This window comes from Pseudomonas sp. Hp2 (assembly GCF_006386585.1).
Classification (GTDB): domain Bacteria; phylum Pseudomonadota; class Gammaproteobacteria; order Xanthomonadales; family Xanthomonadaceae; genus Pseudomonas_S; species Pseudomonas_S boreopolis.
The window spans coordinates 883,501-902,465 of the sequence record NZ_VAHJ01000001.1 but is presented as its reverse complement, the minus strand read 5'-3'; the positions used below and the strand labels follow the sequence as shown (position 1 = coordinate 902,465).

Genomic DNA, 18,965 nt, shown 5'->3' with positions numbered 1-18,965 from the left:
GATGTTAGAGAAGCGTTTTTCCGTTCAGAAAGGACCAGCGGTTATCCGCTTATGCCCGTCGCTTATTTCGCCGCGTGGCGGCCGGACGACACACTGCCGGTCCCGGTCGCCTGGCCGGGCGTGGCCGCTGCTACGCTGGGCCCTGCCTTTATCCGCCTGCTTCGTGGTTCGATGAGCGCTCCTTCCCTGTCCCACCTCGACCGGCTCGAGGCCGAAAGCATCCACATCCTGCGCGAGGTCGCCGCCGAGTTCCGCAACCCGGTGCTGCTGTATTCGGTCGGCAAGGACAGTTCGGTGTTGCTGCACCTGCTGCTGAAGGCGTTCGCACCCGCCCCGCCGCCGATCCCGCTGCTGCACGTGGACACGCGCTGGAAGTTCCGCGAGATGATCGCCTTCCGCGACCGCCGCGCCGCCGAGACCGGCGTGGAATTGCGCGTGCACATTAACCCGGAGGGCGTCGCCCAGGGCATCGGGCCGATCAGCCATGGCGCCGCGATCCACACCGACGTGATGAAGACCCAGGGCCTGAAGCAGGCGCTGGACAAGTGGAAGTTCGACGCGGCCATCGGCGGCGCGCGCCGCGACGAGGAGAAGTCGCGCGCCAAGGAACGGGTGTTCTCGTTCCGCAACGACAAGCACCGCTGGGATCCGAAGAACCAGCGCCCGGAGCTGTGGAGCGTCTACAACGCCCGCATCCACCCCGGCGAGAGCGTGCGGGCGTTCCCGCTGTCGAACTGGACCGAGCTGGACATCTGGCTCTACATCTACCGCGAGAACATCCCGGTGGTGCCGCTGTACTTCGCCGCCGAGCGCCCGGTGGTCGAGCGCGACGGCGCGCTGATCCTGGTCGACGACGAGCGCCTGCCGTTGCGCGAGGGCGAGGTGCCGCAGCTGAAATCGGTGCGCTTCCGCACCCTGGGCTGCTATCCGCTGACCGGCGCGATCGAGTCCACCGCCGACACGCTGGAGGCGATCATCGCCGAGATGCTGGTCGCGACCAGCTCCGAGCGCCAGGGCCGGGTGATCGACCACGATCCGGGCGCGTCGATGGAGAAGAAGAAGCTGGAGGGGTATTTCTGATGAGCCGGGATTCGGGATTGGGGATTGGGGATTGGCAAGAGCGGGTTGCTGCGACGGGCGCGACGGCCGGGATTCCCGCCTTTGCGAATCCCCAATCCCGAATCCCCAATCCTGGCGAAGATAGCGCCATAGGCGCCTATCTTCACCAGCACGAAACCAAGCCCCTGCTGCGCTTCATCACCTGCGGCAGCGTGGACGACGGCAAGAGCACCCTGATCGGGCGGCTGCTGTACGACAGCAAGCGCCTGTTCGACGACCAGCTCGCCGCGCTGGAGAAGGACAGCCGCCGCCACGGCACCCAGGGCGAGCGCATCGACTATGCGCTGCTGCTGGACGGGCTGGCCGCCGAGCGCGAGCAGGGCATCACCATCGACGTGGCCTACCGCTACTTCGATACCGACAAGCGCAAGTTCATCGTCGCCGACTGCCCGGGCCACGAGCAGTACACCCGCAACATGGCCACCGGCGCTTCCACCGCCGACCTGGCGGTGGTGCTGGTGGACGCGCGCAAGGGCCTGCTGACGCAGACCCGGCGGCACAGCTACATCGTCTCGCTGCTGGGCATTTCGCACGTGGTGCTGGCGGTGAACAAGATGGACCTGGTCGGCTACGACCAGGCCGCGTTCGAGGCGATCGCCGAAGGCTACCGCGCGCTGGCCGCGCAGCTCGGCATCGCGCACGTGCAGGCGATCCCGCTGTCGGCGCTGGAAGGCGACAACCTCTCCACGCGTTCGCCCAACACGCCGTGGTACGGCGGCCCGTCGTTGCTCGAGCATCTGGAAACGGTGCGGGTCGAAACGCACGGCGAGGCCAGCGGCCTGCGCCTGCCGGTGCAATGGGTGAACCGGCCCAACCAGCATTTCCGCGGCTTCTCCGGCACGATCGCGGCGGGCGAGGTGCGGCCGGGCGATGCCGTGGTGGTGCTGCCGTCGGCGCGGCGCTCGAGCGTGGCGCGCGTGCTGGATGCCAATGGCGACGCCGAGGTCGCGCGCGCCGGGCAGGCGGTGACGCTGACGCTGGCCGACGAGATCGACGTCAGCCGCGGCGACGTGATCGCCGCCGCCGGCGATCCGCCGGAAGTGGCCGACCAGTTCGCCGCGCACGTGCTGTGGCTGGACGACGCGGCGCTGCTGCCGGGCCGGCCTTACTGGCTGAAGATCGGTGCGCGCACGGTCTCGGCCAGCGTCAGCGAGATCAAGCACCGCGTCGACGTGAACACGCAGGAGCACCTGGCGGCCAAGCGACTGGAACTGAACGAGGTCGGCTACTGCAACCTGTCGCTGGACGAGCCGATCGCGTTCGAGCCCTATGCGCGCAACCACGTGCTGGGCGGCTTCATCCTGATCGACCGCCAGAGCAATGCCACCGTGGCCGCCGGCACGCTGGAGTTCGCGCTGCGCCGCGCCGGCAACGTGCACTGGCAGCACCTGGACGTGGACAAGGCCGCGCGGGCGCGGATCAAGGGCCAGTCGCCCAGGGTGCTGTGGTTCACCGGCCTGTCCGGCGCGGGCAAGTCGACCATCGCCAACCGGGTGGACAAGCGCCTGCACGCGCTCGGCTACCACACCTTCATCCTCGACGGCGACAACGTTCGGCATGGATTGAATCGCGACCTGGGCTTCACCGAGGAGGACCGCGTGGAGAACATCCGCCGCGTCGCCGAGGTCGCCAAGCTGATGACCGACGCCGGCCTGATCGTGCTGGTGAGCTTCATCTCGCCGTTCCGCGCGGAGCGGCGGATGGCGCGGGAGCGCTTCGCCGAGGGCGAGTTCGTCGAGGTGTTCGTCGACGTGCCGTTGGAAGTGGCCGAGGCGCGCGACGTGAAGGGGTTGTACGCGAAGGCGCGCGCCGGGCAGATCCCGAATTTCACGGGCATCGATTCGCCGTACGAGGCGCCGGAGCATCCGGAGCTGCATCTGCGGGCGGATGGCGAAAACGTGGAGGCATTGGCGGCGCAGGTGCTGGAGTACCTGGGGCTGGATCGCTGAGCCTGGCCGGGCATCCGCCGTGCGGCGAACACCTCTCGCCGGCGCGAAGCAGTGCCCCGGCTTTCTCGTCGAGGCCATTCGTGTCGCTCTTGCAGGCGTCGTTGTCGTAGGCTCCGCCATGAGTCCCGAAAAGCGGAAAAGCCAGGTGGAATCATGAACAGCGGGCAGGGCCTGAGGCATGCAGCGCCTACGGCGGCCTTGCTGCCGTTGTCCCTCGACGGAAGCCGGGCGGCTAGCCTCGAAACGCCTGCCGCCTTCCCCCTGTATAAAGAAGCTCTCTCGTGAGGAACGGCAGCGGGCCGCGGCTGCCTGGTCGGGAAATGCACCATGGCAAGGGTCTTTGGTCATGGCGATTCAGGGGCGTTCCGGGGCGGCCGGTGCCATGTCCTCTCGTTAAACTCGGGGCAACCGTAGTCAGGACCTCTCGATGCTTTCTCGACACCGCGCGCGCGCCGTGGTTGCCGGGCTGCTGGCCATCGGGCTGGCGGCGTGCGGCCGCCAGGCCCACGAGCCAGCTGCCGGCGCTCCGATCCCCGTCACGATCCAGGCGGTGGCGGCGCAGCCTTGGCATTCCACCGTCCAGTCGATCGCCACGGTACGGGCGCGCGAGTCGGTGGCGTTGACCGCGGCGGTCAGCGACGTGGTCGAGCAGGTCCACTTCGAAAGCGGCGACGAGGTGAAGGCCGGGCAACTGCTGGTGTCGCTGCGCGGCAATTCGCAGCAGGCCGCGCTGGCGGCGGCCCAGGCCACCTTCGAGGAAGCCGACCAGCTCTATCGGCGCCAGCAGGAACTGATCGGCCAGCAACTGGTCGCCCGTTCCACCCTCGATACCCAGCGCGCCCTGCGCGATGCCGCGCTGGCGCGGGTGCAGCAGATGCGCTCGGACATCCGCGACCGCGAGGTGCGGGCGCCGTTCTCGGGCGTGCTCGGCATCCGCCAGGTCAGCCCCGGCTCGTTGGTGACCGCGCAGACGGTGATCGCCACCCTCGACGACATCGAGCGCATGCACGTGGATTTCCAGGTGCCGGAGGCGCAACTCGGGTTGGTGCGGATCGGCCATGCCGTCACCGGCAGCGCGGCCGCCTATCCTGGCGAGCGGTTCGAGGGCACCGTCGCGGCGATCGATTCGCGCGTGGACGAGGCCACCCGCGCGGTCACCGTGCGCGCCGACTTCGACAACGCCGATCGCCGCCTGCGCCCGGGCATGCTGCTCGACGTGCGGCTGTACCAGCCGGCGCGGCAGGCCTTGGTGATCCCGGAGATCGCGGTGGTGCAGGTCGGGCGCGATTCGTTCGTCTACCGGGTCAAGGACGACGGCAGCGTCGAGCGCGCCGACGTGCGCACCGGCGAGCGCCGCGACGGCAAGGTCGAGATCGTGGACGGCCTGGCCGCCGGCGAGCGGGTCGTGGTCGACGGTACCGGCAAACTGCGCCCGGGCCTGAAGGTCCGCGACGGCGGCGAAGCCGCGCAGGCCGCGGCGAAGGAAGCCGGATGAAACTCTCCGACGTTTCGATCGCCCGCCCGGTGCTGGCGGTGGTGATGAGCCTGCTGCTGGTGGTGCTGGGGGTGATGTCGTTCACCCGGCTGACCCTGCGCGAGCTGCCGGCGATCGATCCGCCGATCGTCTCGGTGGACGTGGAGTACACCGGCGCCTCCGCCTCGGTGGTGGAAAGCCGCATCACCCAGGTGCTGGAGGATGCGCTCGCCGGCATCGAGGGCATCGAGACGATCGAGGCGCGCAGCCGCAACGGCAGCTCGGACATCAACATCGAGTTCAAGCCGAACCGCGACGTCGAGGCCGCCGCCAACGACGTGCGCGACGCGGTCAGCCGCGTCACCGACCGCTTGCCCGACCAGGCGCGGCCGCCGGAGATCTCCAAGGTCGAGGCCGACGCCGACCCGATCCTGTGGCTCAACATGAGCTCCTCGACGATGGACACGCTGCAGCTGTCCGACTACGCCGAGCGCTACGTGGTGGACCGCTTCTCCAGCCTGGACGGCGTGGCGCAGGTACGCATCGGCGGTCGCCAGCGCTACGCGATGCGGATCTGGCTCGACCGCGACCAGCTCGCCGCGCGCGGGCTGACCGTGGCCGACGTGCGCACCGCGCTCGGCCGCGAGAACGTCGAACTGCCGGCCGGCAGCCTGGAATCCGAACAGCGCGACTTCACCCTGCGCGTGGAGCGCAGCTACCTCAAGCCGGAGGATTTCGCGCGGCTGCCCCTGGGCAAGGGCGGCGAAGGCTACGTGGTGCGCCTCGGCGACGTGGCCAAGGTCGAGTTGACCTCGGCCGAGCGCCGCGCCTACTTCAAGAGCAACGGCGTGCCCAACATCGGCCTGGGCATCGTGCGCAACTCCACCGCCAACGCGCTGGACGTGGCGCGCGCCGCGCGCCAGGAAGCCGAGGAGGTGCAGAAGACCCTGCCGCAGGGCACCAACATCTTCGTCGCGTTCGACACCACCACCTTCATCGACGCCTCGGTCGAGCGCGTCTACCACACGCTGGTGGAAGCAGTGATCCTGGTGCTGGTGGTGATCTGGGTGTTCCTCGGCAGCGTGCGCGCCGCGCTGATCCCGGCGGTGACGGTGCCGGTGTGCCTGGTCGCCGCGTTCATCGCGCTGTATGCGTTCGATTTCTCGATCAACCTGCTGACCTTGCTGGCGTTGATCCTGTGCATCGGCCTGGTGGTGGACGATGCGATCGTGGTGGTGGAAAACGTGCAGCGCCGCATCGACCTGGGCGAGCCGCCGCTGGTGGCCGCGCGGCGCGGCACCGCGCAGGTGGCGTTCGCGGTGATCGCCACCACCGCGGTGCTGGTGGCGGTGTTCCTGCCGGTCGGCTTCCTCGAAGGCAGCACCGGGCGCCTGTTCCGCGAGCTGGCGGTGGCATTGGCGGCGGCGGTGGCGATCTCGGCGTTCGTGGCGCTGACGCTCACGCCGATGATGTCGTCCAAGCTGCTCAAGCCGCACGCGAAGGAGAAGCCCAACCGGTTCCATCACTGGTTCAATGCGCGCATGGAGCGGGTCAGCGCCGCCTACCGGCGCTCGCTGGAGCGCAGCGTGGGCCGCAGCTGGCTGTTCGGGCTGCTGATGCTGGGGGCGCTCGGCGCCAGTGCCTGGTTGCTGACGCGGATCCCTTCCGAGCTGGCGCCGGCCGAGGATCGCGGCAGCTTCCAGATCATGATCGACGGCCCGGAAGGCGCCGGTTTCGACTACACCGTCGGGCAGATGCACCAGGTCGAGGCGATACTCGCGCCCTACATCGGCCCGGACAAGCCGATCGTGCGCGCCAACCCGCGCGTGCCGGGCGGCTGGGGCAGTAGCGAGGAGATGCATACCGGCCGGGTCAGCGTGTTCCTGCAGGACTGGGACAAGCGCGACCGCCCGACCACCGAGGTCGCCGACGAACTGCAGCAGCAGTTGTCGGTGCTGACCGGCGTGCGGGCGCGCACGCAGGTCGGCGGCGGGCTGGTGCGCGGGCGCGGCCAGCCTTTCCAACTGGTGCTGGGCGGGCCGGAGTATGCCGAGATCGCCCGGTGGCGCGATCGCATCCTGCAACGGATGGAGCAGAACCCGGGGCTGATCGGCCCGGATTCGGACTACAAGGAGACCCGGCCGCAGATGCGCGTGAACATCGACCGCCTGCGCGCGGCCGACCTGGGCGTGCCGGTCACCGAGGTCGGCGGTGCGCTGGAAGCGTTGATGGGTTCGGTGCGCGTCACCACCTTCGTCGACAACGGCGAGGAGTACGACGTGATGCTGCAGGCCGGCCGCCAGGGGCGCATGTCGCCGGAAGACCTCGCCGCGATCCGCGTGCGCTCGGCCAGCGGCGAGCTGATCCCGTTGTCCAACCTGGTCACGCTGGCCGAAGTGGCCGAGGCGGGCACGCTCAACCGCTTCAACCGGCTGCGTTCGATCACCATCAATGCCGGCCTCGCGCCGGGCTACCCGCTCGGCGAGGCGATCGCCTGGGTGCAGCAGGTGGCCGCCGAAGAACTGCCCGATTACGCCCAGCTCGACTGGAAGGGCGAATCGCGCGAGTACCTGCAGTCCGGCAGCGCCGTGCTGCTGACCTTCGCGATGGCGCTGCTGATCGTGTACCTGGTGCTGGCGGCGCAGTTCGAGAGCTTCGCGCATCCGCTGGTGATCATGCTGACGGTGCCGCTGGCGGTGCTCGGCGCGCTGGTCGGGCTGTGGGTCACCGGCGGCACGCTCAACCTGTTCAGCCAGATCGGGATCGTCATGCTGGTCGGCCTGGCGGCGAAGAACGGCATCCTGATCGTCGAGTTCGCCAACCAGTTGCGCGACGAGGGCCGCAGCGTGCACGAGGCGATCGTCGAATCGGCGGCGGTGCGCCTGCGCCCGATCCTGATGACCTCGATCGCGACCGTGGTCGGCGCGATCCCATTGGTGGTGGCCGGCGGTCCCGGCTCGGCCAGCCGCGCGACCATCGGCGTGGTGGTGATCTTCGGCGTGTCGCTGTCGACGCTGTTGTCGCTGTACGTGGTACCCGCGTTCTATTCGCTGATCGCGCCGTTCACCAAGTCGCCGGAAGCCCTGGCGCGCGAGCTGCAGGCGCTGGAGGCGCGAACGCCATCGGTCGGCGGGCATGCGTGAGGGCGGAAGGGCATTGCCTACGTCTTTGGGTCCGCCTTGGTTCTTTTGCTGGCTTCCAGGAGGCCGAGGGCGCAATCCTGGCTGCCGGTGGGAAGACTGCCGTCCGCCTGCTCCATAAAGCACCGCAGCAGTTCGCGTGCTTGCAGATGGCTATCGTCCCTAAGGATCGTTGGCCGCAGGCTGTCGGGTTGCGTGGCGAGCTTTCCGGCGAAGCGCGCGATCTGCCAACGCAAGCTCTCGTTGCGGATGCCATCGTAGTTCAATGCCAGGACGGTGGTCTGCGCGACCAATCCGTCGTTGACCATCCGAGCGACTTCTTCCGGCGCGCGCGGTGTGCCGCTGCGCTGGTCCGCTGCCGCGACGGCGTGATTGATCCAGGCATAGGCGATCATTTCGGCATGGGCGTCGATCTCCGTGCTCACTCTTCCGTACAGCCAGCCAGCAAAGGCCGTCGTGGCGAGGGCCAGCGCATACGACGCGATCTTGGCGACATGCATGTTCGTTCCTTCCATCCTGGCGGAGCGTGCAGGATAGCCTGATCCGATCGGTTACCCCGCCATCGTGGAATCTGGCGCTTCCACTACCACCGGCTGCACGTCCCAGATCTCGCGCGCGTACTCGGCGATGGTGCGGTCGCTCGAGAAACGGCCGGACGCGGCGATGTTGAGCACCATCTTGCGCGACCACGCCTCCGGGTCGGCGTACAGCGTGCCGAGCCGCGCCTGCGCGGCCGCATAGCTGCCCAGGTCGGCCAGGTGCCGGTAGTGGTCCACGTGCAGCAGCGTGTCCAGCAGCGGGGCGAACACGCCCGGTTCGTCCGGGCTGAAGTGGTTGGAGGCGATCAGGTCCAGCGCAGCGCGCGTATCCGGCTCGTTCTCGTAGTGCCAGCGCGGGTCGTACCAGCCGGCGCCGTCGCGGACCTGCCTGGCGTTGAGGCCGAACAGGAACAGGTTGTCCTCGCCGACGGCCTCGGCGATCTCGATGTTGGCGCCGTCGCGGGTGCCGATGGTCAGGGCGCCGTTCATCATGAACTTCATGTTGCTGGTGCCGCTGGCCTCGTAGCCGGCGGTGGAGATCTGCTCGGACACGTCGCTGGCCGGGATCAGCTTCTCGGCCACCGATACGCGATAGTCCGGGATGAACACCACGCGCAGCTTCTGCGCGATCGCCGGGTCGCGATCGATGGTCGCGGCGAGATTGTTGATGAACTTGATCACCAGCTTGGCCAGCGCGTAGGCGGGCGCGGCCTTGCCGGCGAACAGGAAGGTACGGCGTGGCAGCGGCGCATCCGGCTGCTCGCGCAGCCGCCGGTACAGCATCACGATGTGCAGCGCGTTGAGCAGCTGGCGCTTGTACTCGTGGATGCGCTTGATCTGGGTGTCGAAGATCGTCTCCGGGTCGAGCGCCGGTCCGCCGGCATGCCGCAGCCATTCGCAGAAGCGCAGCTTGGCCTCGTAGCGGGTGACACGCAGCTGTTGGCGGAAGTCGGGGTCGTCGGCGAGCGGGGCGAGCCGCTCCAGTTGCTCCAGGTCGGTGATCCAGCCCTCGCCCAGGCGCGCGGTCAGCAACCGCGCAAGCGATGGGTTGGCCACGCGCAGGAAGCGGCGCTGGGTGACGCCGTTGGTCTTGTTGTTGAAGCGCTCCGGGAACATCTCGGCGAACTCCGGTACCACCCGCTGCTGCAGCAGTTGCGTGTGCAGCGCCGCCACGCCGTTGACGCTGTGGCTGCCGAGGATCGCCAGGTGCGCCATGCGCACGCGCTTGCCGTTGCCTTCCTCGATCAGGCTCATCCGGCGCAGCCGTTCCAGGCGGCCCGGCCAGCGCATGCTCACCTGGTCGAGCAGGCGGCGGTTGGCTTCGTAGATGATCTCCAGGTGCCGCGGCAGCATCGCCTCGAACCAGCCCACCGGCCATTGTTCCAGCGCTTCCGGCAGCAAGGTGTGGTTGGTGTAGGCGAGCGTGCGGCGCGTGAGGTCCCAGGCCAGGTCCCAGTTGAGTCCCGCTTGGTCGAGCAGGATCCGCATCAGCTCCGGCACCGCCAGCGCCGGGTGGGTATCGTTGAGCTGGATCGCGGCCTTGTCCGGTAGTTGCATCCAGTCGTTGCCGGCGGCGCGGAAGCGGCGCAGCAGATCGGCCACCGAGCAGGCGACCAGGAAGTATTCCTGCAGCAGCCGCAGCGCCTGGCCGGAGACCGTGCTGTCGTCCGGATAGAGCACGCGGGTGATGGTTTCCGCGCCCAGCGAGGCGGCGAACGCGCCGACGAAATCGCCGCTGCTGAACTGCGCGAAGTCGAACGAGACCGGCGCCTGCGCCGACCACAGCCGCAGCGTGTTGATGGTCCTGCCGCCATAGCCGACCACCGGGCGGTCGTAGGGGATGCCGAGCATCGTCCAGGGCTTGCCCGGTACCGCGCGCAACACGCCGCCGCGCAGTTCCAGCGCGCAGTGCAGGGTCACCTCGACCGCTTCGCCGGGGCGGGCGATCTCCCAGGGGTCGGGCCGGGCGAGCCAATGGTCGGGCGTTTCCCGCTGCCAGCCGTTGGCGATCTGCTGGTGGAAGATGCCGTATTCGTAGCGCAGCCCGTAGCCCATGCCGGGCAGGCCGAGCGTGGCCATCGAGTCGAGGAAGCACGCCGCCAGGCGGCCGAGGCCGCCATTGCCGAGCCCGGCGTCCGGCTCTTCCTCTTCCAGCTGCGCCAGCGCCGAGGCGTGGTGCTGCTGTTGCAACTGCTCCAGCGCTAGGTCCAACTGCAGGTTGATCGCGTTGTTGGCGAGCTGGCGGCCGATCAGGAACTCCATCGACAGGTAGTACACGCGCTTGGCGTTGCGTGCCCGGTAGGTTGCCTCGGTGGCGATCCAGCGCTGGCTGAGGACGTCCCGCAGCGAAGCCGCCGCGGCCTCGTAGCGCTCGCGCATCGTCGCGGTCTCGGGACGCAGGATGTGGTCGAAGGTGAGGTGGCGCTCGAACAGGGCGTTGGGGTCGCCGGAAAAATCCACCGGACCGGCGCCGTAGCGATTGATCAGGTCGGCGAGGCTGATGCGGGTCATGCGGGATCTCCGTGGGGGAAGGAGTGCGGTGCCGCTTGCACTCGCGAGCTTGCCTGCATCCATGTGACCGGTAAATCCTGTCGGCCCGCGGCGGTGCCGCGAATCGGGCCGGGAGGCGGCATGTACGAGGCATTGCGGTTGCAGGGCGGGGGATTCCTGTTGCGGCGCTGGCAGGCTGGCGACCTCGAGGCGCTGCTCCGGCATGCCGACGATCCGCAGGTGGTGCGCGGGCTGAGCGAGCGTTTCCCGCATCCGTACACGCGCGCGGACGGCGAGGCCTTCCTGTCCGGGCGGGTGGTGGACCTGACCCAGCCCGTGCTGGCGATCGAGATCGACGGCGAGGCCTGCGGGGGAATCGGATTGCGCCAGGGCAGCGGCGAGCGCGCGCATTCCGCCGAACTGGGCTACTGGCTGGGGCGGCGGCATTGGGGAAAGGGCTGGATGACCCGGGTCGTGGCGACCTATCTGGACTGGGCGGTGCCGGCGCTGGCGCTGGCGCGCATCGAGGCGCACGTGCTGGACATCAATCCCGCCTCGGCCCGGGTATTGCTCAAGAACGGGTTCCAGGAGGAGGGCGTGCGCCGCTGCGCGATCGCCAAGCCCGACGGGCTGCACGACCTGCGCGTGTTCGGGCGGATCCACCCGCCGGCGGTCCCGGCCCCGGCATGAGGCCGGGATCCTCGTGGGAGGGGTTTCAACCCCGAATCCAAGGAGCCCGTCGGGATTGGGACCCCTCCCGCAGTCGCCCGGATCAGCGCGTTCCAAGCGATTCATGCACAATCAGGGCCAGCCCCGCATTCCGGGGCGATTCTGTAACCATCTTCCGGGGAACTGCATGGAATCCATCATCAACGCCGTCAACGGCGTCATCTGGAGCAAGGCATTGATCGCGATATGCCTGGGCGCCGGCCTGTTCTTCAGCTTCCGTACCCGATTCATGCAGGTGCGCGGGTTCTTCGAAATGTGCCTCCTGACCGTGCGCGGCCAGAAGTCCGAGGCAGGCGTGTCCTCGTTCCAGGCGCTGGCGATGTCGATGGCCGGCCGCATCGGCATCGGCAACATCGCCGGCGTGGCCACCGCGATCGCCTTCGGCGGGCCCGGTGCGATCTTCTGGATGTGGGTGATGGGCTTCCTGGGGGCGTCCACCTCGTACGTGGAAAGCACGCTGGCGCAGATCTACAAGGTCAAGGACGCCGATGGCCGCTACCGTGGCGGCCCGGCCTACTACATCGAGCGGGCCATGGGCCTGAAGTGGTATGCGATGGCCTTCGCGGTGGTGACCATCGTCGCCGCCGGCTTCCTGATGCCCGGGGTGCAGGCCAACGCGATCGCCGACAGCGCCGCCAACGTCTGCGCCGGCACTGCGCTGTGCGGCCCGATGGACGGGCAGTGGCTGGGGATGCCGGCCCGCGACGCGTTCAAGCTCGGGGTCGGCGCCGTGGTGGCGCTGCTGCTGGGCATCATCATCTTCGGCGGCGTCAAGCGCATCGCCAATTTCGCCGAGGTGGTGGTGCCGTTCATGGCGGCGGGCTTCATCCTGATGGCGATCACGGTGATGGTGCTGAACGTCGAGCGCGTGCCGGAGATGTTCGCGACGATCATCAGCAGCGCCTTCGGCGCGCATGCGGCCTTCGGCGCCATCATGGGCCTGGCGGTGGAGTGGGGCGTCAAGCGCGGCATCTACGCCAACGAAGCCGGCCAGGGCACCGGCCCGCACGCGGCGGCCGCGGCGGAGGTGTCGCACCCGGCCAAGCAGGGCTACGTGCAGGCCTTCGCGATCTACTTCGACACGATGATGGTGTGCACCTCGACGGCGTTCCTGGTGCTGTCCACCGGCATGTTCAACGTGTACTCGCCGGGCGGCGGCGCACCGTTGTTCAGCGGCGTGCCGGGCGTGGAGGAAGGCCCCGGGTTCGCCCAGGCCGCGGTGGAATCGGTGCTGCCCGGCTGGGGCGCCATCTTCGTGGCGGTGGCGCTGTTCTTCTTCGCGTTCACCACGATCATGGCCTACTACTACATGGCCGAGACCAACCTGAGCTACGTCAACCACAACCGGCACCGGCCGCTGACCGTGCTGCTGCTGCGCCTGGGCATCATCGCGATGGTGGTGTTCGGCGCCTGGCGCAACGCGCAGCAGGCCTGGGCGCTGGGCGACATCGGCGTGGGCCTGATGGCGTGGCTGAACATCATCGCCATCCTGATCCTGCACAAGCCGGCAATGCTGGCGTTGCGCGACTACGAGCGGCAGAAGAAGCTCGGCCTGGACCCGGTGTTCGACCCGGACGTGGCCGGCGTCCGCAATGCCGATTTCTGGAAGAAGAAACCCTGACATGAGCAGTCCCTGGAATACCGGGCCGCGCCGCCCCGGCGGCGGGGCCCCTCGCCATCCCGGCAAGCGCGGCGGCAGCGACGAGCGCGCGCCGCGGCAGTCCCCGGCCGAAACCGGCGAGCGCATGCCCGCGCCGGCCGGACGCCGGCACGAGGAGGTGCGGCTGTATGGCCTCAACGCCGTGCGCGCGGCGTTCCAGGCGCGCCCGCAGGCGCTGCGCAAGCTGTACCTGGCCGAGGCGCGCATCCCCGAACTCAAGCCGCTGCTGGCATGGTGCGTGAAGCAGCGCGTCGGCTACCGCGTGGTCGCCGACGAGGACCTGCGCAAGCTGGCCGGCAGCGAGCACCACGAAGGCGTGGTCGCCGACGTGGCCAGGACCGAGCCGTTGCCGCTGGCCGAATGGCTGGAGACGCTGCGGCCCGGTCCGCAACTGCTGCTTTGGCTGGACGGGATCGGCAATCCGCACAACTTCGGCGCGATCCTGCGCTCGGCCGCCCACTTCGGCGTGGCGGGCATCCTGTTGCCGGCCGAATCCACGCTGACCCTGTCCGGCGCGGCCGCGCGCATCGCCGAAGGCGGTGCCGAGGCGGTGCCGCTGGTCCGCTTGCCGAAGACTTCGCTGGCCGACGAACTGCTGCACGATGCCGGTTTCGTGCTGGCCGCGACGTTGGTGGGAGGCGGGCAGGACCTGTTCGCCACGCCGTTGCCCCAGCGCCTGGTCTATGTGATGGGAAGCGAGGGCGAGGGCATGGACCGGCGCCTGGCCGATGCCTGCGACCTGCGCGTGTCGATCCCCGGCACCGGCGCGGTCGAGAGCCTCAACGTCGCCGCCGCGACCGCGGTGTTGCTGGCGAGCTGGCGCGCGCGCCTCGGCGGGAACTAGGCATCTGCGGCCGCGGGCACCCATGTGGGAGCGACTTCAGTCGCGACGGGGCTTCCCCGGCGAAGCCCGCTGCGACCGAAGTCTTTTCCGCGGAAAAGCCTGACGCCTGGGCTCAGCGCACGGCCGGCGGCGCGGTCGAGCCGCGGCGCACCAGGCTGTAGCGCATCGTGTGCCGGACCGGCTCGGCCGCCTCGCCCTGGCGGCGCCGGCGGATGTCCTCGACCAGTTGGGTCACCGCGGTGCGGCCCATCGCGGTCACCGGCTGGCGGATCGTGGTCAGTTCCGGCCAGACCGTGGTCGCCACCGGCGTATCGTCGAAGCCGGCCACCGAGAGCTCTTCCGGCACGCGCAATCCCATGCCGTGCGCCACCGCCAGCGCGGCGGCGGCCATGTCGTCGTTGCTGCAGAACAGGGCGGTAGGGCGCCGCGCGCGGTCGAGCAAGGCCTGTGCCGCCGCCAGGCCCGAGCGGTAGGTGAACAGGCCTTCGGCGACATCCTCCGGGGACACCTCCAATCTGGCCTCGGCCATCGCGTCGAAGAAGCCGGCCGCGCGCAGCGCGCTCGGCGCATGCGTCGGATCGCCACGCACGAAGCCGATGCGGCGATGCCCGAGTTCCAGCAGGTAGCGCGTCATCGCCTGCGCGCCCTGGTAGTCGTCGATGCGCACCGCGCTGACCTCGGCGACCGGCGCGCCGCCGGCCACCGCCAGCACCGGCATGCCGCGCGCACCCAGCGCGGCGATGGTGGAGCGCGAGTCGCACAACGGCGGCGGCAGGATCACCCCGTCGACGCCGGCGGCGAGCAGGCGCTCGGTGGCGGCGCGCTGGCTGCGCAGCGAGCCGCACTTCTCCACCAGCACCTGGTGCCCGTCCAGGCTGCTCTGCTCCAGCACGCCCAGCATGAGCTGGTTGAGGTAGGCCGCGCTGGGATTGCTGTAGAGCAGCCCGATCCTGATCTGCTGCGCGGTGCGCAGCGAACGGCCGGCGAGGTTGGGGCGATAGCCCAGCGCGCGTACCGAGGCCTCCACGCGCTGGCGCATCTCCTCGCCGACCTGCGGGTGGCGGTTGATCACCCGCGAGGCCGTCATCGGCGAGACGCCGGCGTGTTGGGCCACGTCCAGCAGGGTCACTGCACCACCTTTGCGGCGTCGCTGTCGTACCGCCATCTCGGAGTCGTCGGACGTTGCGCCGCGCAGCGCGGCAGCGCCGAGCTTACTCGCTCGGCGGCACCGTCGGCTTGGCCTCGCTGCCGAAGCCGCCATCGGCCTCGGCGGCCAGGTAGGCGAACACCGCATAGGCCGCGACGTTCTGCGCCAGCGCCTTCGGATCGATCTTGTCGAGCGTATCGTCGGCGGTGTGGTGCAGGTCGAAGTAGTCGGTCCCGTCCTGCGCCAGCCAGGCCCAGGCGCCGCCCTTGGCCGCGATCGGGCCGATGTCCGGGCCGGGGCCGCCCTTGTCGGGCGCGTACTCGATGCCGAGCGGCGCCAGCGCCTCGGCGATCTGCCGGGTCGCCTCACGCGAGCCTTCCGGCGCCGCCGAACCGGTGTTGAAGGCGTAGATGCGGCCCGCGCCGAAATCGCTCTCCGCGCCGATCTGGTGCAGCTTCAGGTCGTCGGCATTCCTGCCGTGCGCTTCGGCATAGGCCTTGCCGCCGTACAGGCCCTGCTCCTCGTTGGCGAAGGCGACCACGCGGATGGTGCGCTTGGGCGCCTGCTTGAGCTGGCCGATCAGGTGGCCGGCGGCCATCGTGATGCCGACGCCGGCGCCATCGTCGATCGCGCCGGTGCCCAGGTCCCACGAATCCAGGTGGCCGCCGATCACCACGACCTCCTTGGGCTTCTCCCGCCCGGTGATCTCGCCGATCACGTTGTACGAGGTCGCGGTGCCATCCCAGCCGCAGTCCAGGCTCAGGCGGATGCGGGTCGGGCCGCGTTCGACCAGGCGCGCGAGCTGGTTGGCGTCGGGCACCGACAGCGCCGCCGCCGGCACCGGCGCCAGGCCGTCGTCGAAGCGGGTGATGCCGGTATGCGGCACGCGGTGCGAGTCGGTGCCGGCCGAGCGCATCACGAAGCCGACCGCACCCTTGCGGATCGCTTCCGACGGCGCACGGCTGCGGATCGCGCCGCCGTTGCCGTAGTCCTTGCCGTCGCGCGCCTTGACCATCTGGTAGTCGACGAAGGCGATCTTGCCCTTCAACGATCCCTCGGGCGCGGCCTTCAGCGCCGCCAGGTCGGCGAAGCGCACGACCTCGCCCTCGACCGTGCCGCCGGGGCTGCCGCCGAGCGCGGTGACCTTGAGCGGCTGCGCGTGCGGGCCGATCACCTCGGCCTTCTCGCCGCGGCGCTCCCACTTGGGAAAGGTCACCGGCTCGGTCCAGACCTTGTCGAAGCCGAGCTGCTCGAATTTGGCCTTGGCCCAGGCCACCGCCCGCGCATCGGCCTCGCTGCCGGCCAGGCGCGGGCCGACCTCGGTGGTCAGCGACTCGACCACCTTCCATCCGGTGTCGTCGGCGAGCGCCTGCTCGCGCAACTGCGCCGCCGTGGCCAACGCCTTGTCCGGGATCCGCGTGGCCGGCGCGGCCTGCACGCTGGAAGTGGCAAGGAGGGCGGCGATGGCGACGGCTAGGTAACGCATGGGCGACTCCGATAAGGGGAGAAGGAAAGGGTTGTCGCGAGGGCCCCGCACCATTTTGAATCCCCGCACATGGATGTGCGGGCTGTTGCGAGGGACTCGCACAACAAGAAGGCCACGAGCCTAGCAGCCCGTGGCCTCGCCGTTCCTGTGCGGGAGGTCATCCCTCCCGGGCATCACTTGCGGAGCGAATCGCGGATCTCGCGCAGCAGCACCACTTCCTCGCTCGGCGGCGCCGGCGTCGCGGGTTCCTCGGCCTTCTTGCGGCTCAGCCTGTTGATCGCCTTGACCACCATGAAGATCGCGAACGCCACGATCAGGAACTGGATCACCGTGTTGATGAAATCGCCGTAGCCGATCACCACGGCGGGCACTTCCTTGCCGGCGGCGTCCACGCTCGCCGCCTTCAAGGTCCAGGACAACTTGGAGAAGTCGATCCCGCCGATCAGCAGGCCGATCGGCGGCATGATGACCTTTTCCACCAGCGACGTGACGATCTTGCCGAACGCGGCGCCGATCACCACGCCCACCGCCAGGTCGATCACGTTGCCGCGCATCGCGAATTCCTTGAATTCGCTCATCATTCCCATGGTCCTCTCCTTCATTGCCGGTCGCGGCAGGCTCGCCGCGACGGCATCCTAGCCTGTTCAGGTCAATCGGCGGTGATGACGCCGTGCCTTTCGGCGACATTTTCCAGGCGGGCGCTGAAACGATCGCCGGGCTGGAGCGCGGCCACGCCGGCCGGGGTCCCCATGAACACCAGGTCGCCGGCCTTGAGTGCGTACAGCTTGGACAGTTCGTGCAGGATCTCCGGCACGCTCCAGATCATCTGGTCGAGCAGCGACTGCTGGCGCACCGTGCCGTTGACCTCCAGGGACAGGTTCAGCGCGTCCAGCTCGCCCACTTCGCCGGCGTGCACCAGCTCGCTGACCGGCGCCGAGTGGTCGAAGCCCTTGGCGATGTCCCAGGGCAGACCCCTGGCCTTGGCGGCGGCCTGCAGGTCGCGGCGGGTCAGGTCCAGGCCCACGCCATAGCCGTAGACCAGTGCCTCGGCCTGTTCCACCGGCAGCACGCCGGCGGGCGCGTCCTGGCCGAGCGCGACCACCAGCTCGACCTCGTGGTGCAGCTCCCGGGTGCCGGGCGGGTAGGGAATCGGATCGCCGTGGCCGACCACGATGGCATCGGCAGGCTTCATGAAGAACACCGGCTGGCCGCGCTCCGCCTTCGAGGCGGGCGCGTTGGCGCCCATCTCGCGGGCGTGGTCGGCGAAGTTGCGGCCGACGCAATAGATGCGGCGCACCGGGAACGTGCCGCCGCCCACTACAGGGATGCGTGGAATCTGGGGGGCGGGGATCACATCGCTCATGCAGGGAGCCTCGTTGCGGGGAGGCGCGAGTCTAGCAACTGCACGGCATGGTGGCGGCTTCCCGCCGGGTCCGCGCAACGGACGTGCGCGGACGTTGCGAGGGACCCGCGCTTCAGCGCGAGAGCGGCAGCACCGGCTTGCTGACGACGCGGTATTCGCCTTCGACGATGGTGCCCGCATTGGCGGCTGCGGTGCGCTTGCCCGGCTTGCCGAACAGCTTCCACGCCACGCCGCCCAGGATCATCGCCGCGCCCACGAACACGCCCACGAACACCAGCAGGGCCAGGATGGCCAGGCCGAGCAGGCCGAAGCCCAGCCGGACCAGCGGATGGCGCGGCTTGCGGGGTTCGAACCACTGGCGCAGGTGGCTGAAGTTAAGGAAACGTACGCGCATGATGACAGTTGTCTGTCGAAACGGACTGGGCGGGGAGTATCGTTGCAGTCGCAAGTTGCTGCGTCAAAAAAACGTTAATCGTGCGGGCGGTGTTGCCGGCCGATCATGTATGGCGGGGCGTCCGTCCGGGGACGCATGCCAGAATGCCGCTCCTTTTCACGATCCCGTTGGCGATGGCGACTCCCCCGATCCGTTTGCTTGCCCGAGACCAGATTCCCGAGGGCGGTTTCGCCGAGGTGGAGGCGCCGGTCGACGGCGCCGCCGAATCGCTGGTCCTGTACCGCGAGGGCGGCGTGGTGCGGGGATGGCTCAACGTGTGCCCGCACGCGGGACGGCGGTTGGACTGGGCACCCGGCCAGTTCCTCAAGAGCCGCGAAGGCCAGCTGGTCTGTGCCGCGCACGGGGCAGCGTTCGAGCTGGAGGGCGGGACCTGCGTCGCCGGGCCTTGCCGGGGCGATGCGTTGCGGGCGGTGGAGCTGCGGGTCGAGGGAGAGGACGTGGTGTTGGTAGGGTAGTGGCTGGGGTCGTGGTGGGTGGATTCCCACGATCATTTCCATGCGGATGGCTGGGTGCTTGCACCTTCTTTCCACCGTCGTCCCCGCGAAGGTGGGCAGCGTTTTTCAGCAGCCGA

At 69.2% G+C, this 18,965-nt stretch carries 15 protein-coding genes; 8 read left to right on the top strand and 7 right to left on the bottom strand.

All coding sequences use genetic code 11. The features are described from left to right. The first annotated feature begins 171 nt into the window (after positions 1 to 171). From cysD to FD678_RS03735, 4 genes are all read left to right on the top strand, one after another. Positions 172 to 1,080 carry a sulfate adenylyltransferase subunit CysD gene (gene cysD / locus FD678_RS03750; RefSeq protein ID WP_140719393.1) on the top strand — a complete coding sequence of 303 codons (909 nt, stop codon included), beginning with the start codon at positions 172 to 174 and terminating at the stop codon, positions 1,078 to 1,080. 128 nt (positions 1,081 to 1,208) lie between these two features. After that, positions 1,209 to 3,068, top strand: a complete 1,860-nt coding sequence (cysN, locus tag FD678_RS03745) for a sulfate adenylyltransferase subunit CysN (protein ID WP_372237521.1) — start codon at positions 1,209 to 1,211, stop codon at positions 3,066 to 3,068. A gap of 427 nt (positions 3,069 to 3,495) precedes the next feature. Continuing rightward, a complete protein-coding gene (locus tag FD678_RS03740; RefSeq protein ID WP_140719389.1) occupies positions 3,496 to 4,563 on the top strand; it encodes an efflux RND transporter periplasmic adaptor subunit in 1,068 nt (355 codons plus the stop codon). Continuing rightward, positions 4,560 to 7,685, top strand: a complete 3,126-nt coding sequence (locus tag FD678_RS03735; protein WP_140719387.1) for an efflux RND transporter permease subunit — start codon at positions 4,560 to 4,562, stop codon at positions 7,683 to 7,685. The genes FD678_RS03740 and FD678_RS03735 overlap by 4 nt, the downstream gene beginning before the upstream one ends. A gap of 17 nt (positions 7,686 to 7,702) precedes the next feature. Here FD678_RS03735 and FD678_RS03730 read toward each other — a convergent pair whose 3' ends face one another. Together FD678_RS03730 and FD678_RS03725 are read right to left on the bottom strand one after the other, a co-directional pair. Next, complete coding sequence (locus tag FD678_RS03730; protein WP_140719385.1) at positions 7,703 to 8,182, bottom strand: hypothetical protein; 480 nt, start codon at positions 8,180 to 8,182, stop codon at positions 7,703 to 7,705. Positions 8,183 to 8,233: 51 nt separating this feature from the next. Then, the gene (locus FD678_RS03725) at positions 8,234 to 10,732 is read right to left on the bottom strand and encodes a glycogen/starch/alpha-glucan phosphorylase (protein ID WP_140719383.1); all 2,499 of its coding nucleotides are present in this window, start codon (positions 10,730 to 10,732) and stop codon (positions 8,234 to 8,236) included. A gap of 120 nt (positions 10,733 to 10,852) precedes the next feature. Between FD678_RS03725 and FD678_RS03720 the strand changes: the two genes are divergently transcribed. The 3 genes from FD678_RS03720 (at position 10,853) to FD678_RS03710 (ending at position 13,944) form a co-directional block, all read left to right on the top strand. Further along, a complete protein-coding gene (locus FD678_RS03720) occupies positions 10,853 to 11,401 on the top strand; it encodes a GNAT family N-acetyltransferase (protein WP_140719381.1) in 549 nt (182 codons plus the stop codon). Positions 11,402 to 11,567: 166 nt separating this feature from the next. Then, positions 11,568 to 13,061: an alanine/glycine:cation symporter family protein gene (locus tag FD678_RS03715; RefSeq protein ID WP_140719379.1), complete on the top strand. Its 1,494-nt coding sequence runs from the start codon at positions 11,568 to 11,570 to the stop codon at positions 13,059 to 13,061. Position 13,062: 1 nt separating this feature from the next. Continuing rightward, on the top strand, positions 13,063 to 13,944 hold the full coding sequence (locus FD678_RS03710) for a TrmH family RNA methyltransferase (protein ID WP_140719377.1): 882 nt from the start codon (positions 13,063 to 13,065) through the stop codon (positions 13,942 to 13,944). 112 nt (positions 13,945 to 14,056) lie between these two features. Here FD678_RS03710 and FD678_RS03705 read toward each other — a convergent pair whose 3' ends face one another. From FD678_RS03705 to FD678_RS03685, 5 genes are all read right to left on the bottom strand, one after another. Continuing rightward, positions 14,057 to 15,073: a LacI family DNA-binding transcriptional regulator gene (locus FD678_RS03705; RefSeq protein ID WP_218569475.1), complete on the bottom strand. Its 1,017-nt coding sequence runs from the start codon at positions 15,071 to 15,073 to the stop codon at positions 14,057 to 14,059. An 82-nt stretch (positions 15,074 to 15,155) separates the two neighbouring features. Next, positions 15,156 to 16,577, bottom strand: coding sequence for a M28 family peptidase (locus FD678_RS03700; RefSeq protein ID WP_140719373.1), 1,422 nt, complete (start codon positions 16,575 to 16,577; stop codon positions 15,156 to 15,158). Between the two features lie 173 nt (positions 16,578 to 16,750). After that, positions 16,751 to 17,164, bottom strand: coding sequence for a large-conductance mechanosensitive channel protein MscL (gene mscL, locus FD678_RS03695; RefSeq protein WP_140719371.1), 414 nt, complete (start codon positions 17,162 to 17,164; stop codon positions 16,751 to 16,753). Between the two features lie 62 nt (positions 17,165 to 17,226). Next, on the bottom strand, positions 17,227 to 17,940 hold the full coding sequence (locus FD678_RS03690; protein WP_140719369.1) for a fumarylacetoacetate hydrolase family protein: 714 nt from the start codon (positions 17,938 to 17,940) through the stop codon (positions 17,227 to 17,229). Between the two features lie 112 nt (positions 17,941 to 18,052). Next, entirely contained in the window at positions 18,053 to 18,334 is a 282-nt protein-coding gene (locus tag FD678_RS03685) for a hypothetical protein (RefSeq protein ID WP_140719367.1), read from the bottom strand. 143 nt (positions 18,335 to 18,477) lie between these two features. Here FD678_RS03685 and FD678_RS03680 point away from each other — a divergent pair, with 143 nt between their 5' ends. Beyond that, a complete protein-coding gene (locus tag FD678_RS03680; protein ID WP_218569474.1) occupies positions 18,478 to 18,849 on the top strand; it encodes a Rieske (2Fe-2S) protein in 372 nt (123 codons plus the stop codon). The last annotated feature ends 116 nt before the right edge of the window (positions 18,850 to 18,965 follow it).